We start from the raw sequence: 13,779 nt of genomic DNA, 5'->3' as shown, positions 1-13,779 counted from the left end.
GTACGACGGGAGCAAACCACACGGGAGGGTCGGACGGATGGCACACGACGCACCACCAAAGCTGAGCATCGTCGTCCCCTGCTACAAGACCGAGCGCTACCTGAAGCGCTGCCTTGACTCCTTGCTGGCGCAGACGCTCGACGGCATAGAGGTCATCGGCGTCAACGACGGTTCGCCTGACGGCTGCCTGGCAGTGCTGCGCGACTACGAGCGGCGGCGCCCGGACGTCATCAGGGTCGTCGACAAGGCCAACGGAGGCCTCTGGGCGGCCCGTTGGAGCGGCACCGAGGTCGCACGCGGGACCTACGTCACCTACGTTGACAGCGATGACTTCGTCGAACCGACGTTTGCCGAGAGCCTCCATGCGACCGCCCTGCGCGAAGGTGCCGACGTCGTCGTCTGCGGCTTCAGGCGCGTGGCCGAGGAGGACGGCAGGGTCCTCTCCGTCGAGATGGCCGATCCGCTGCCCCCCTTTCTCGCACGCCAAGAGCCAGGGCGTCTCGTGGGAATCAACCCCGCCGCCTGGAACAAGTGCTTTAGCGCCGAGCTTCTAAGACGCATGGGCCGGCTCGAGGAGCCGCCCGCCATCCTCGAGGACGTCATGCTCAGCCAGCTGGCCTATCTCGCGTCGAGGCGCCCGGTGGCGTTTACCGGCGACGCCCCTTACAACTACCTGATCAGGCGTGGCTCCATGATCAACAGCGTGACGCCGGCTCAGGTTCAGAGCGTCCGGGTAGCCCTGCTTGAGGTCAGGGAGCTCTTTGAGAGGGGCGGGGCCTCAGAGGGCCTCCTGGCGTCCCTGGACGCCACGGCCTTCCTGCACCTGGGCGTCTCCATGTCCTTCAGGCTCTCCTGCGGTGACGGGCGCGCCCTCAGGGAGGGCTTGCGTGCCACGACGGGCTACCTTGACGAGCACTTTCCCACCTGGCGAAGGTCTCCCTACATGAGCCTGCACGCCGCCCTCACGCAGGGGTCGGCGGCGCGCAAGCTCTGGCTCGCACGCCTGTTCTACAAGGCGGGTCTCATGGGGCCCTTCCTGACGGCCTATCGTCTCCTGCTGCGCCTGTCGGGCAGAGACCTCAAATGGTAGGTCGGCGGACGCCCTGCGCCGTCGCGGCGGGCGCCCCTAGAAGATGCTGACCGTCGATCCCACCGTCACGTTGTCGTGCATCCACTTGATCCTGCCCTTGTCTTCGACGGTGATGCAGCCGGAGCCGACGTAGCCGTAATGGAAGCCCTGCCCCTCGTCATACCCCCTGCCGGACACCTCTCTCATGTGGGAGGAGCTGGGATGTTCCCACCAGTCCTCCATGTAGCCCACATACCAGTCGTTGACGTCATCGCAGTCGGGCCACTTCCAGTAGCCGCGAGCCGTGATGTACACCTTGAAGGTTCCCGTGAAGGTGTTTCCGCCCGTCCGTATGTCCATGGAGTTGGCGAGCACCCACGAACCGCCCGAACGGAAGAAGACCGTCGCCCGCCCGCGCGCCTTGTCCGCCAGGACGACCCAGGGCGTCGAGCTGCCGACCTCGGTCGCACGCGCACGCATCTGCGCGACGTACGACGGGTCGCCCCAGACGTCCGCCACCTCGGTGATGCGCGAGAAGGTGGTCCTTGCCAAGTTCCAGGAGAAGCTCGGGCCCGCCGCCGGGTCACACGTGGACACGACGGTCGGGACGCCGTTCGCCGCGACGGGCCGCGACGTCGTCAACGCGAGCGTGCCCGAGCCGAGGGCCGAGACCACCTCGACGCCTCCCGAGGGGGCGACGACGAAGCGCCAGAGCTGCGCCTTGGTACCGTTGGCGGTGTACTGCTGCACGACGGCCCCGCTTGCGGCCGACGCCCCGCGCACGTCGAGGGCGAGGTTGGAGCTGGCGTTGGTGATGGTGTAGAAGCCGTTGCCCGCAGCCTTGACCACCCACTTCTGGGCCCCGCTGTCATTGAAGCCATAGGTCTGAAGCGCCTGGTAGCTCGCGGCCGTGCCGCCGGGAACGTCAAGGACCTGGCCGGGGGCGCTGCGGTTGTAGAGCACATAGGTGCCCTCCCCCACCAGCGCGGCGGGGACGAGCTTCCACAGCCGCTCCCCGGACTCCTCCGCCCGAAGGCTCACGACGGCCCCTCGGCGGGCGCCGTCCGAGGCGGCGAGGACCCTGCCCGTGACGGCATTTCTCAACACGTAGCCGCCCCTGCCCACCTGGACCTTCCAGCGGGCCGTCTCGGCGGGCGTGGCAAGGCTGGCGAGGGCGCCGCCCTCGTCGGCAAGATAGCGTCCCGAGTTGGCGCTCCTGAGGGTATGGGTGCCGTCCTCGCAGTCGACAAGCTCCCAGGTCTGCGCGAGGGTGCCGTTGGCCTCCCACACCTGAACCGTGGCGTCCTGGGCCATGGAGGCGCCGCGCACGTCGAGGACGCCGTCCTCGTTGGCGACGCTGCCGACCCGATAGGTGCCCGAGAACGAGAGCGTGGTCGGCGTCAGGGACCATCCCTGCGCCCTGCTGCCGTTGGCGTCCCAGAGCTGCACCGCGGACCCCTGCCCGGCGTGGGCCCCCGGCACGTCGATGGCCCTCCCGGAGACGACCGACGTGATGACGTAGCTGCCGTCGGACGCGCGGCGGACGGCCCAGGCCTGGGCACGGGTGCCGTTGGCGTCATACTGCTGCAGCCGCGCGCCGTTTGAGCCCTGTGCGCCGGGCACGTCCAGCGACTTGGCTGACCCGGCCGCAAGCAGGGTGTAGAAGCCCGTGCGCTCGTCCCACGAGAGGGACCACGTCTGGGAGGCGGTGCCGTTGGGCGACCAGAGCTGAATCGCCGCGCCGTTGGCGGCAGACCCGTTCCGTACGTCGAGCACCCTGTCAGGGCTCAGGGAGCTCGCGATCGTGTAGAGGCCGTCATCGAGGGCGCGCTCCACCTTACAGAGGCGCCAGCTCTGGGCCTTCGTGCCGTTGGCGGCATAGGCCCAGACGTTCGCCCCGCTCCTGGGGCTCGCCCCCGCGACGTCCAGAACAAGGCGCCCGTCAAGCGCCGAGACGATCGCGTACGTGCCGTCGTCACGTCGCACGAAGTCCCACAGCTGGGCCTTCGTGCCGTTTGCCTCATATATCTGGACGTTCGTGCCGGACGTCGCCCGACCGCCCGCGACGTCAAGGGACACGCCCGTAAGGGAGTTCACGATGGCGTAGTGCCCGTCCACGCGCGTCACGCGCCAGTACTGCGCGAAGGTGCCGTTGGCCTCCCACGTCTGGACGTTCGCGCCGTTTGAGGTCCGCGCCGCCGCGATGTCGAGCGCGTTGCCCGACAACGCGGAGGTGATGGCATAGACGCCGTCCTCGACCTGGGCATACTCAGCGGCGCGGACCGTCTGGGGGAGCCAGGCGCAGACGAGAAGAAGCGTGAGGGCAGCCGCGCGGCACAGCGCCGGGCGGACCATCCCCCCCATCAGACGGCGTAGCTGGCTGGTGCGCATGCGGACATCCCCTCTCGCTGGGCAACGAATCGCTTGCCCTCATGATAGGGCAGCGGCGCGGCTCTCGGCGCAGGACACGCAAACGCCAGAAGCTCGACGTCAGGACCTAAAGGGACAAGACCGGGGCCGTGGCGGGCGGCCCTAGAGCGTGACGCCCCTGCCTGCCAGCGCGCGCACGCCCAGAATGGCGTACCAGCGCGGAACGGAAAGCAGGTAGCGCAGGGCGTGCGGCTCGCGGGCGAGCTCCCTCAAAGAGTCGGCGAGCGACGCGACGCGCACCCTTCCCACGCTCCACTTGAGCAGCAGTCGGTAGTACGTGCGGCGGGCGGCGTCGACCGCCTCGGGGTTGCCGGACGCGAGGGCGTAGTCCACGAGCGTCTGGCCGAAGAGGACCTCGTTGCGCGCGTACGTCTCGCTGACCTTGACCTGGGCCGAATAGCTCGTGCCGCCGTGCGTCACGTGACGATATGCCCCCCAGGCCTCCTGGAATACCTTGACCTTGCCCACCGTCAGCAGGATGAAGGCGTTGCGGCGGTCCTCGGGATAGGAGTCGAAGCGCTTGAACGACAGGAAGCGCTCCTTCTGCGCAAGATAGGGCCTCATCCTCACCACCGAGGTGCTCGTCTGGCCCGGCATGGTGCACAGGAAGTTCTCCCGGAAGGAGTAGTCGTCCGCCAGGCAGTCGGGATAGCGCTCGCCGTTGGGCAGGGAGTCCTCTCCCACCACCGTGCAGTGATGGTAACAGGCCACGTACTCGGGATGCGCCTCCAGGAAGTCAACCTGCTCCTGGAGCTTCCCCTCGTAGGTCCAGAAGTCGTCGCCCTCGCAGATTGCCAGGTACCTGCCGCTACAGCGCGCAATGAGGTCCGTGTTGTTGTCGTCTCCCAGGTTGTGCTCGCGATAGAGGAAGTGGAAGTTGTCCGGGAACTCCGGCTCGATGCGCCGCATGACCTCGCGCGAGTCGTCGGGGGAGCAGTCCTCGCCGACCCACACCTCAAAGGGATGGTCGCAGCGCTGCATGAGGATGCCCCGCAGGCAGCGCTCGACATAGGGGCCGTGATTGTAGACGGTCACGATGACGGAGATGACGGGCGCATCCAACGGGAGTGCTCCTTTCACGACGACGCGACCCTCGCTAGCGCCCGCACGCGACGATGACGTCGCAGATGCGGTCCACGTCCTCAAGGGCGAGGTCGGCGTACAGCGGCAGCGTCAGCACGCGTGCGGCGACGTGCTGGGCATGGGGCGTGAGGTCAGAGTCGAACCTCCCCTGGTAGCACGCGAAGTCGCTGATGAGGGGATAGAAGTACTTGCGCGAGAAGACGCCCTGGCGCCGCAGGGCCGCGAAGACGTCGTCGCGCGTGGCGCCGAAGCGCCCCTCCTCGAAGACGGCGGGAAGGTAGGCGTAGTTCGAGGAGACGCCGGACGCGGGCCGATGGACCCGTATGCCGTCCACGGCCTCCAGGCGCTCCCAGTAGCGCTGCGCCACGAGACGTCTCTTCTCGATCTCCCCGGGAAGATGGCGCAGGTTGCAGAGCCCCATGGCGGCGCAGAACTCGTTCATCTTGGCGTTGCCGCCCACGAACTCGACGTTCTCCTCGTCTGCGATGCCAAAGTTCTTCCACCGGTTGAGCTTGGTCTTGAGCTGGGGGTCCTTGAAGCACACCGCGCCGCCCTCGATGGTGTTGAACACCTTGGTCGCGTGGAACGAGAACATGGACGCGTCGCCGAAGGACGCCACGGGGCGCCCGTTCACCCTGACCCCGAAGGCATGGGCCGCATCATAGATGAGACGCAGCCCGTGCCGCTCGGCTATGTCGGCGAGCGCGTCGTCGTCACAGGGGTTCCCGTAGACGTGGACCGGCAGGATGGCGCAGGTCTCACCGTCCACCAGACGCTCGACCTCGGCGGGGTCAAGGGTGTAGTCATCCGGGCGGATGTCGGCGAACACGGGCGTGAGGCCCTTGCGGACGATGGCGTGGGTCGTCGAGGCAAAGCTGTAGGGCGTCGTGATGACCTTTCCCGAGAGCCCCATGGCCTCGAGGACGCACTCCAGGGCCTGATGGCCGTTGACGAACAGGGCGAGGTCGGCGACGCCCAGGTACTCCTCGAGCCTACGCTCGAGCTCCTGGTGCTTGACGCCCATGTTGGTGAGCCACCGCGACTCCCAGAGCGGGGCTATCTCCGAGACGTACTCCTCGAAGGGCGGCATCGATGATCGCGTCACGAGGATGGGATCGATGTTCATGCTGGCTCCCGTCGCTTGCCGTAACGGTGGCGCGCCCGGCCACCTTGCAGATGGTGCAGTGCTCATAGTAACCCTTCCTCCCCTGCTCGCGCGGACGGGCGGTGCCGCCGCGGCGCGCGGGCGGCGCGTGCGGCATGACGGACGTCAGGAAGGCGGCCGAGACGTCCCGTCAGACTCCCAGCGCATAGATGACGATCCCTCCGATGATGAGGCACAGGGCCAGCGCCTGACGACGGTCGAGGCGCTCCTTGAAGATCGTCACGCCAAAGCCCGTCACGTAGAGGTAGCCCGTCGCGTCGAGGATGGGACCCATGGAGAGGGGAATCACCTTATACGCGAGGGTGGAGAGCAAGGTCGCCAGGACGAAGAGCGCATAGGCGGTGATGACGAGCGGGTTCAGGTACTCCCGACTGCGCGACGCGTGCCCCCGTATGGCGGACTTCTTGAGCAGGACCTGCGAGACGCCGCTCACGAAGACGCCCAGGAGGGCGAGGGCCGCATACGGGGCGACGCCGCTCATGGGCGCTCGCCCCCGCCTGCGGTGGAGTACAGCACGACCCCGACGAGGACGACGAGGGCGCCGACGACCTTCTGCCAGCTGATCGTCTCCCCAAAGAGCGACGCCCCCCAGACGATGCCCCAGATGACGGTCACGGCGCGGTTCGCGTATGCCACGGTGAGGGGGAGGCGCTTGATCACCTGCTGCCATCCGACGGCATAGACGGCGAGCACGCCGACCATGCCCGCGTACCACAGCAGGAAGCCCGGACTCATGAACGCGTGACGGGCCGCCAGCTTGCTCATGATGCCGCTGAGCGAGAAGACGGCAAGCAGCAGGTGCAGGGACAAAAGCGTCCCTGCCCTGCCCGACACGCGCGCCGCGAGAGGCCTCGTCATAGGGCCTCCCCGCCAAGCGCCCGCACCCTGTCACGCCTCGCCTGAACCGTCATGAGCCCACGACCTTCCCGCCCCCGAAGGGGCCGTCACCACTTCTCTCATGATACTTGATGGAGGCGCCCCGCACGAGGCGGCCTCCCCTCGGCCCGCGCCTGCGCCTGACTCCTTGATGGCCGGCCTGCCAAGGGGTATCGTGTGCCCAGACGGCCGGGCGGATGCGAGGTGGGAACGTGGACATGACGCAGCGTGAGATCGGCGGCTACTTTGAGCTCGAGCGCTTCTCGGGACGCGAGTATCACGAGGGCGCCCTGGCGCTCAACTGCGCGAGGTCCTGCCTCGCCTACCTCGTGGAGGCGCGCGCCATCACGTCCATGTGGGTCCCCCGCTACCTCTGCGGCTCCGTCGAGGCGACCCTGCTTTCCCTGGGCGTCAGGGTGCGACCGTACGACGTCGCGGCGGACCTGCGCCCCGACTACGGGACCGTCGACGTGTCAGAAAACGACTACCTCTATCTGGTGGACTACTACGGGCAGCTCCTTGACCAGGACATACGGGAGGCGGCGGGGCGCTGCGACGGGAGGATCGTCATCGATGAGGTCATGGCCTTCTTCCGCAGGCCCCTCCCCCATCTTGACACGCTCTACTCCTGCCGAAAGTTCTTTGGCGTCGCCGACGGGGCCTATCTGTACACGGACGCGCGCGTTGGGCGCGAACTGCCCAGCTGTCAGTCCTACGACAAGATGGGCTTCGTGCTGGCCCGCTGCGAGCTGCCCGCCAACGACCACTATCCCGAGTCCGCGGCCAACAACAAGCGCTTTGTGAGCGAGCCGGTGAGCTGGATGAGCCCCATCACCCACAACATCCTGCGTGCCGTGGACTACGCGGACGTGGCGACGAGGCGGCAGGAGAACTTCGATCATCTGGCGAAGCGACTCGACGGCATGAACGAGCTTGCCGTGCGCTCGACCTATGGCGCCTTCATGTATCCCCTCCTCATCGAGGGGGGCGCCGCGCTGAGGAGGCGCCTGCAAGAGCAGAGGCTCTACGTCTCGACGCTCTGGGGCAACGCGACGGAGCTGCCGGGCGTCGCCGGGCGCTACGCCAAAGACATCCTGCCTTTGCCTGTGGACCAGCGTTACACGACAGATGACATGGACTATGAGTGCGAGCTGATCGCGAGGGCGCTCGCGAGCGACCGTCAAGCCCCCGCGGCCTCGCGCCACCACGCATGTCGCTCGACGTCGTCGAGAAACGCGGGACGTCCCTCGCGCGAGAAGTAGATGAAGTAGTTCGTGTCGTACACGTGATTGTGCTCGAGCGACCTGAGGCCCCCGGGGACCTCGTGCCTCTCATAGCACCAGGGCTCGTCCTGGCACCGGTCAAAGACGTCCCGGAGCTCCTTGGTCTGCTCGGTCACGAAGCAGATGCCCGCGGCGTTCGCCTCGAAGGAGCTCGCGTCCGGCAGCTCGAAGTCATCGAGCGCTATCTGGATCATGCCGGTGACGTAGGGATAGCCGGTGCTCAGCTCCGTCAGGGGGTGCGAGATGTGGTCTCCGCCGGGGCGGGCGTTGAACTCGATGAGGTACAGGTCGTCGCCGCACAGCTTTACCTCCGTGTGGCAGCAGCCGTTCGAGACGCCCACCGCCGAGAGGGCGCGCGCCAGGACGTCCTCGACGCGCGATCGCTGGGCGGCCGAGAGGCGCGCCGGCTGATGATGTCCCAGCTCCACGCAGTGGGGGGCGCCCGAGCTCCATTTTTCCGTCACCTGGATGACGCGGTGCTCTCCATGGTAGGAGAGGCTCTCGACCGAGTACTCCTGCCCCTCGGGCACAAGCTCCTCGACGATGATGTCGGATGACGCCTTCTTCTCCTGGCGCGCGTAGGCCAGGGCGCCGGCGAGGGAGGCGTCGTCCGTGACCACCGTGACCCCGCGCTTGCCTCCCTCCGAGGTGGGCTTGACGATGGCGGGATAGGACAGGCCCCAGCTCCCCATGTCCGCCGGCTCGTCCGCCTTGACGAGACGATGGCGCGGCTGACAGAGGCCCTCGACGTCGCGCACGGCCTCGCGGTTGCGATGCTTGTCGGTGAGGACGCGCGCGACCTCGACGTCGTGGCCGTTGAGACCCAGCGCATGGGCCACGGCCGCCGCGGGGTGAATCGTCAGCTCGGTGGTGGCGACGACGCCGTCGATGCCCAAGTCGCGACAGATGCGGGCGATCCGGTGATGCTCGGTGACGGAGACGTCGTGAAAGACGTCAACCGCGTCTCGGGCCTGGGCCCCCTGCGCCCACGCGAAGCAGTGCGTCTCGATGCCCAGCTCTCGCGCCCTCTGAGCGAAGACGCACGCCATGGGCCCCGCTCCGATGATGGCCAGCCTCCGCATCCGTCCTCCTTGGTCGCGTCTTCATCATACGTCCGGCCCGCCGGGAGCCGCCCGCGAGGGTCCGGGGCCTAGCGGACGAGCGCGTTGCGCCGCCTGATCTGGTCCTCGTCCATCGCCTCGATGGCCTCGACCTTGTCCCTGAAGTAGCCCCGGAGGAAGTCGTCCTTGTAGAAGGGCTGGAAGTACTGGAGGTACTTGCTGCCCGAGTGCGAGTTGATCTCGATGACCTTGGGGCCCTTGTCGCTGATGCACACGTCGTAACCAAGGTACTCGAGCGGGTTGAGGCGCTCGGACATCTCAAGGACCATGTCGCAGACCTCCTGCCAGCCCTCCAGCACGCCCTCGGCAAGCACGCCGGTGTCAGGCGAGCGGGGCGCGTCCACGACCCGGTTGGCGTAGAGGATCGTCCCTCTGCCAAAGCGCCCCGTCTTCCAGTCAAACCACACGTTGTAGTTGCCGCAGTCGCCGTTGGCGGGATAGCGGTAGTTGGACTTGCTGTCGTCGGTGCCGGCGTCCATCGCGATGCGGAAGTACGAGGCGCCGATGACGGGCTCGACGCCCGAGGGGTTGAACACCATGATGCGCAGGTTGTTGATGACGGGGCTGATCTTGGCCATCTGGGCGCTGGGGTGAAGGAACTCTGTGAAGACGAAGTTGGGGTTGGCATGCAGGAAGCTCATGACGCCGTCCGCGCTGGAGGGGCGATTGTCGATGAAGTAGTCGCCGTCATGCCAGGCGAGCTTGTGAAAGCCCACCGTGCGCGAGCCGTTGCAGGGCTTGCAGGCAAACTCGCCGACAGCCCTCAGGGTGTCAAGAAACGCCTTGTCGCCGGGCCTCGCGCCGCTCCCGTACAGCGGCAGGGGGCCCTGAGGGGTCGAGTAGTAATAATAGTCGGGGAGATAGGCGTCAAGGCTGCTTCCCTGCATCATGTACTTGAGGGTGAGCTTGTCGTTGATCCAGATGCGCTGCCAGGCGTTGAGCGGCCACACGCGGTGGTAGTCATAGTCCGACATGTAGTCGTCCTTGTTGGCCTCGTCAAGGTCGTAGACGTAGGCCTCCTTGGCAAAGAAGCCATAGGAGTGGGCCCAGGCGCAGTAGTCCGGGTCGAACATGCCGTCCTCAAACGTGCCCTTCTCGGACGTCTTGGGCGGCTCGATCTCCTCCTTGAGGATGCTCAGGTACTCCTCGGCTCGCGGACGCGCGAAGCCGTCCCTGAGAAGCGCGCCGAGCTCGTTCGTCACGTGTCCGTTGATCGCCATGTCCTCTTCCTTCTGTCATCTACCGTCTGTCATGGGCCGACGCCCGATGCCGCCGAGGCACGTCCAAGCGGCGCCTCGGCATGACCCTCCTCAGAGATTGACCTTGTCGCGAACGATGAACTGCGGGGTCGAGTTGATGGACAGGACGATGTTGCCCAGGTACTCTCCTATGACCCCCAGCGTGAGCAGCACCAGGCCGAAGAAAAAGAGCAGGACGCAGATCGTGGAGGCCCATCCCGCCATCATGCCGGGATTCAGGACCTTGCGCACGACGGTGACGACGCCCGCGAAGAACCCGACGCCGGCGGTGATGACGCCGACGGCCGACACGATTCGCAGGGGCACCACCGTGTAGTTGAAGTAGGCGAGCCAGAGCCTGGCCAGCTTCGCGAGCGTGTAGCCCGATGACCCGTACGCGCGCTGATGGTGCTCGATCGTGACGTTGGCCACGCGCCTCGTCATTCGCGTGAAGAGGGCGTCAACGTTGGGGTTGTAGTTGGCGTAGCGGATGACCTGGTCCTTGACCTGGGAGCTGATGACCCAGAAGTTGCTCGCGCGGATGCCCTCGGGACGCCCCAGCAGCTTGTTGGAGGTGACCTTGTTGAGCCAGCTCGTAAAGCGCTTGAGGCTGCCGTTCAGCGACTCGCGGTAGCAGCCGTAGACGAGGTCGAACCCCTCCTCCATCCTCTTGATCAGGGCGGGTATCTGCGAGGGGTGGGTCTGAAGGTCGTCGTCCATGCCCAGGACGTAGTCCCCCTGGGCAAAGTGCATGGCGCACATGAGGCCGTTATGCTGGCCAAAGTTGCGCATGAGGCTCGCCCCGCGGACGTTGGGGTGCTCGTCGGCGAGCTGCCGGATGACCTCGAACGTCCGGTCGGACGAGCAGTCGTCCACGAGGACGAACTCGCAGTCGTAGCCGTCCATCCGCGCGAACTCGGCCATCGACAGCTCGACGACCTCACGGATGGTCCTCTCGGAGTTGTAGCACGAGATGACCACCGACACGAGCCGCGACGGGCCCCGTCCCTCACGCTCATCCGTCGTAGAAATCACTTGCACGCTCCCGTGTCTAGTCGATGTGAACCAAGACGAGCTCCCCTATTCTATCAAGCAGGCCCTCCATCTCGGCCGTTGACGAGAAGCGCAGGAAGAGGACGCCAAGCGCCTTGCTCGCGTCGCCGAGGGCGCCCACGTGCGACCCCTCGGCGACGTAGTCCACGCGTCTATAGAGGTGCGCCAGCAGCTCGCTCGACAGCTCCACGCCCCGGTAGATGCCCGGGCGCTGCGCGTGGAGCATGTAGGTGGCATAGGCGCCCGGGGCGCTGACCCCGTCAAACGAGAGCTCCATGGTCTCGCCCATCGCAAAGCGGACGTTTGCCTCGACGAGGTCCACCCCCGCGATGTCGGAGAGCTGGTTGGGGAGCATATTGCCCCCCGCGCGGGCGGCGAGCTCCAGGAAGTGGGGAACGTCATGGCGGTCAAAGATGATCTCGACGTTCATCTCGCCGAAGCGAACGCCCAGGCTCGTGACGAGCGCCTTAATCTGGGCCTTGGCGGCGTCGAGCTGGGCGGGGGCAAGCCCCGAGGGCCATCGCTCGCCCACCGGCACGAGCCCGCCGATGCCCCGGTCGCGCAGGCAGCTCATGAGTCCCCAGAACCTGACCGTGCCATCGACGACGAAGACGTCCCCCCCGACGACGCGAGGAAAGCCCGCCTCGATGTACTCCTCAAGGAGAAGCAGGCCGTTGCGCGAGAACCCCGCGGCGTCGGCCAGGGCGTCGGCGACCAGGCTGGGGCTCAGGGACCGCAGGACGTGGACGCCCTTGGAGCCGGACGAGTCCGTGGGCTTGAGCACTACGGGAAGCCTCATCCCCTCGGCCGCTCGCAGAAGCTCGTCGACGGAGGCACTTGCGGCCAGGCGAGCGTGGCGGGGGCAGGGAAACCCATGGTCGGCAAGATACGCTCTGAAGAGATGCTTCTCGCTCAGCACCTCGACCGCGGCCAGGGGGTTCGTGGGAAGATCGAGGCTCTCCCCCACATAGGCCGCCGTGGCGGCCGCGACGTCCGTCCCGAACGCCAGCACGCCCGAGACGCCCTCGTCTTGGGCGACGCGCAGCATGGCCCGCCGGTCGGTCGTGCTCAGCTGGTAGAACACGTCGGCGCTGAACTGTCCCGGGTTATCGGGGAGATAGTCGCACAGCACCGTGCGATAGCCAAGCCTCTTGGCCGTCTCGATGGCGGGAACCTGGTGGCGCGACCCCCCAAGCAGGAGGATCGAGGGTCCGTCGGGCTTAGCCATAGAAGCCCCCCACGGCATCCACGACGCGCCGGGCGTCCTCTCGCCTGAGCCCATAGTACAGGGGCAGGCGCACGAGGCGGTCGGACTCGGTCGTGGTGCAGTTGTCCTCGCCCGCAAAGCGCCCAAAGCGCAGGCCCGCCGGCGAGCTGTGCAGCGGGACGTAGTGGAAGACGGCCTGGATGTTCTTGGCCTTGAGGTGGGCTATGAGGGAGCTGCGCTCGTCGAGGTCGGCGCACTTGAGGTAGAACATGTGCGCGTTGTGCACGCAGCCGTCGGGCACGGTCGGCAGCTCGATCTTGCCCGCGTCCCTGAGGGGCGTCAGCTGGTCATAGTAGAACCGCCAGCTCGCCAGCCGGTCGTCGTTGATGGCGTCGGCCTGCTCGAGCTGGGCCCACAGATAGGCGGCGTTGAGGTCGCTCGGCAGGTAGGAGCTGCCGCGGTCCACCCAGTTGTACTTGGCCACCTGGCCGCGGAAGAAGCGCTGGCGGTTGGTGCCCTTCTCGCGGATGATCTCGGCGCGGTCGATGTTCTCGGGGTTGTTGATGAGAATCGCCCCACCCTCGCCCATGGAGTAGTTCTTGGTCTCGTGGAACGAGTAGCACCCAAAGTCCCCGATGGTGCCCAGGGCCCTGCCCTTGTAGCTGCTCATGACGCCCTGGGCGGCGTCCTCGACGACCATGAGGTGGTGACGGCGAGCGATGCGCAGGATCTCGTCCATCTCGCAGGCCACCCCGGCGTAGTGCACGGGCACGATGACGCGCGTGCGCTCGGTGACGGCGGCCTCTATGACACTCTCGTCGATGTTCATGGTATCGGGGCGAACGTCCACGAAGACGAGGCGCGCGCCCACGGCCTGGAAGGCCGTGGCCGTGGACGAGAAGGTGTAGCTCGGCAGGATCACCTCGTCGCCGGGCGCGAGGTCGCAGAGAACGGCCGCCATCTCGAGGGCCGAGGTTCCGCTCGTGGTGAGCAGCACCTTCTCGGCACGAAAGCGCTCCTCCATCCACGCGTGGCACTTGCGCGAGAACGGCCCGTCCCCGCAGATCTTGTGGTTTGCCTCCACCGCCTCGCGGATGTAGCCGAGCTCCGTCCCCACGAACGGGGGGATGTTGAAGTTGATGGTAGGAGCCTCTTCGGCCATGCCGCCTCCAGACGGTCGGGTGCCGCATAACCCTTACACTATAGCGCAGAGAGTCATGCCGGCCGCGCATGCAGGCCCGCCGTCGCAAAAGG

The 13,779-nt window shown here is 66.8% G+C and carries 12 protein-coding genes; 2 read left to right on the top strand and 10 right to left on the bottom strand.

From position 1 onward, the window contains the following. Positions 1-37 precede the first annotated feature (37 nt). Positions 38-1,090 (top strand): glycosyltransferase family 2 protein, encoded by a 1,053-nt coding sequence (locus tag BN3001_RS02300; RefSeq protein ID WP_058270226.1) that lies wholly within the window; start codon positions 38-40, stop codon positions 1,088-1,090. A 36-nt stretch (positions 1,091-1,126) separates the two neighbouring features. Here BN3001_RS02300 and BN3001_RS02295 read toward each other — a convergent pair whose 3' ends face one another. From BN3001_RS02295 to BN3001_RS02275, 5 genes are all read right to left on the bottom strand, one after another. Further along, positions 1,127-3,460 (bottom strand): RICIN domain-containing protein, encoded by a 2,334-nt coding sequence (locus BN3001_RS02295; RefSeq protein WP_058270225.1) that lies wholly within the window; start codon positions 3,458-3,460, stop codon positions 1,127-1,129. Between the two features lie 141 nt (positions 3,461-3,601). Beyond that, positions 3,602-4,561, bottom strand: a complete 960-nt coding sequence (locus BN3001_RS02290; protein WP_058270224.1) for a glycosyltransferase family 2 protein — start codon at positions 4,559-4,561, stop codon at positions 3,602-3,604. A gap of 34 nt (positions 4,562-4,595) precedes the next feature. Then, positions 4,596-5,708, bottom strand: a complete 1,113-nt coding sequence (locus BN3001_RS02285) for a DegT/DnrJ/EryC1/StrS family aminotransferase (protein WP_058270223.1) — start codon at positions 5,706-5,708, stop codon at positions 4,596-4,598. 169 nt (positions 5,709-5,877) lie between these two features. After that, positions 5,878-6,228: a DMT family transporter gene (locus tag BN3001_RS02280; RefSeq protein ID WP_058270222.1), complete on the bottom strand. Its 351-nt coding sequence runs from the start codon at positions 6,226-6,228 to the stop codon at positions 5,878-5,880. After that, the gene (locus tag BN3001_RS02275; RefSeq protein WP_058270221.1) at positions 6,225-6,605 is read right to left on the bottom strand and encodes an EamA family transporter; all 381 of its coding nucleotides are present in this window, start codon (positions 6,603-6,605) and stop codon (positions 6,225-6,227) included. Before BN3001_RS02275 ends, BN3001_RS02280 begins: the two co-directional genes overlap by 4 nt. Before the next feature lie 230 nt (positions 6,606-6,835). Between BN3001_RS02275 and BN3001_RS02270 the strand changes: the two genes are divergently transcribed. Next, positions 6,836-7,885, top strand: a complete 1,050-nt coding sequence (locus BN3001_RS02270; protein ID WP_148362923.1) for a hypothetical protein — start codon at positions 6,836-6,838, stop codon at positions 7,883-7,885. Here the strand turns inward: BN3001_RS02270 and BN3001_RS02265 are convergent. From BN3001_RS02265 to rffA, 5 genes are all read right to left on the bottom strand, one after another. Next, the gene (locus tag BN3001_RS02265) at positions 7,804-8,988 is read right to left on the bottom strand and encodes an ATP-grasp domain-containing protein (protein WP_058270219.1); all 1,185 of its coding nucleotides are present in this window, start codon (positions 8,986-8,988) and stop codon (positions 7,804-7,806) included. The genes BN3001_RS02270 and BN3001_RS02265 overlap by 82 nt on opposite strands. A gap of 68 nt (positions 8,989-9,056) precedes the next feature. After that, positions 9,057-10,247, bottom strand: coding sequence for a sugar-transfer associated ATP-grasp domain-containing protein (locus BN3001_RS02260; RefSeq protein ID WP_058270218.1), 1,191 nt, complete (start codon positions 10,245-10,247; stop codon positions 9,057-9,059). A gap of 90 nt (positions 10,248-10,337) precedes the next feature. Then, positions 10,338-11,300: a glycosyltransferase family 2 protein gene (locus BN3001_RS02255; protein WP_235815015.1), complete on the bottom strand. Its 963-nt coding sequence runs from the start codon at positions 11,298-11,300 to the stop codon at positions 10,338-10,340. Positions 11,301-11,316: 16 nt separating this feature from the next. Beyond that, entirely contained in the window at positions 11,317-12,546 is a 1,230-nt protein-coding gene (locus BN3001_RS02250; protein WP_058270217.1) for an ATP-grasp domain-containing protein, read from the bottom strand. After that, complete coding sequence (rffA, locus tag BN3001_RS02245; RefSeq protein WP_058270216.1) at positions 12,539-13,687, bottom strand: dTDP-4-amino-4,6-dideoxygalactose transaminase; 1,149 nt, start codon at positions 13,685-13,687, stop codon at positions 12,539-12,541. Before rffA ends, BN3001_RS02250 begins: the two co-directional genes overlap by 8 nt. Positions 13,688-13,779 lie beyond the last annotated feature (92 nt).

Source organism: Olsenella massiliensis (assembly GCF_001457795.1).
GTDB lineage: Bacteria > Actinomycetota > Coriobacteriia > Coriobacteriales > Atopobiaceae > Olsenella_F > Olsenella_F massiliensis.
The sequence above is the reverse complement of the archived record's forward strand: the minus strand, read 5'-3'. Positions and strand labels throughout refer to the sequence as shown.

What these genes read in the sequence shown, in the direction of transcription:
- BN3001_RS02300 (WP_058270226.1), top strand. Translation starts at nt 38, where the DNA reads ATGGCACACGACGCACCACCAAAGCTGAGCATCGTCGTCCCCTGCTAC.
- BN3001_RS02295 (WP_058270225.1), bottom strand. Translation starts at nt 3,460, where the DNA reads ATGCGCACCAGCCAGCTACGCCGTCTGATGGGGGGGATGGTCCGCCCG.
- BN3001_RS02285 (WP_058270223.1), bottom strand. Translation starts at nt 5,708, where the DNA reads ATGAACATCGATCCCATCCTCGTGACGCGATCATCGATGCCGCCCTTC.
- BN3001_RS02280 (WP_058270222.1), bottom strand. Translation starts at nt 6,228, where the DNA reads ATGAGCGGCGTCGCCCCGTATGCGGCCCTCGCCCTCCTGGGCGTCTTC.
- BN3001_RS02275 (WP_058270221.1), bottom strand. Translation starts at nt 6,605, where the DNA reads ATGACGAGGCCTCTCGCGGCGCGCGTGTCGGGCAGGGCAGGGACGCTT.
- BN3001_RS02265 (WP_058270219.1), bottom strand. Translation starts at nt 8,988, where the DNA reads ATGCGGAGGCTGGCCATCATCGGAGCGGGGCCCATGGCGTGCGTCTTC.
- BN3001_RS02260 (WP_058270218.1), bottom strand. Translation starts at nt 10,247, where the DNA reads ATGGCGATCAACGGACACGTGACGAACGAGCTCGGCGCGCTTCTCAGG.
- BN3001_RS02250 (WP_058270217.1), bottom strand. Translation starts at nt 12,546, where the DNA reads ATGGCTAAGCCCGACGGACCCTCGATCCTCCTGCTTGGGGGGTCGCGC.
- rffA (WP_058270216.1), bottom strand. Translation starts at nt 13,687, where the DNA reads ATGGCCGAAGAGGCTCCTACCATCAACTTCAACATCCCCCCGTTCGTG.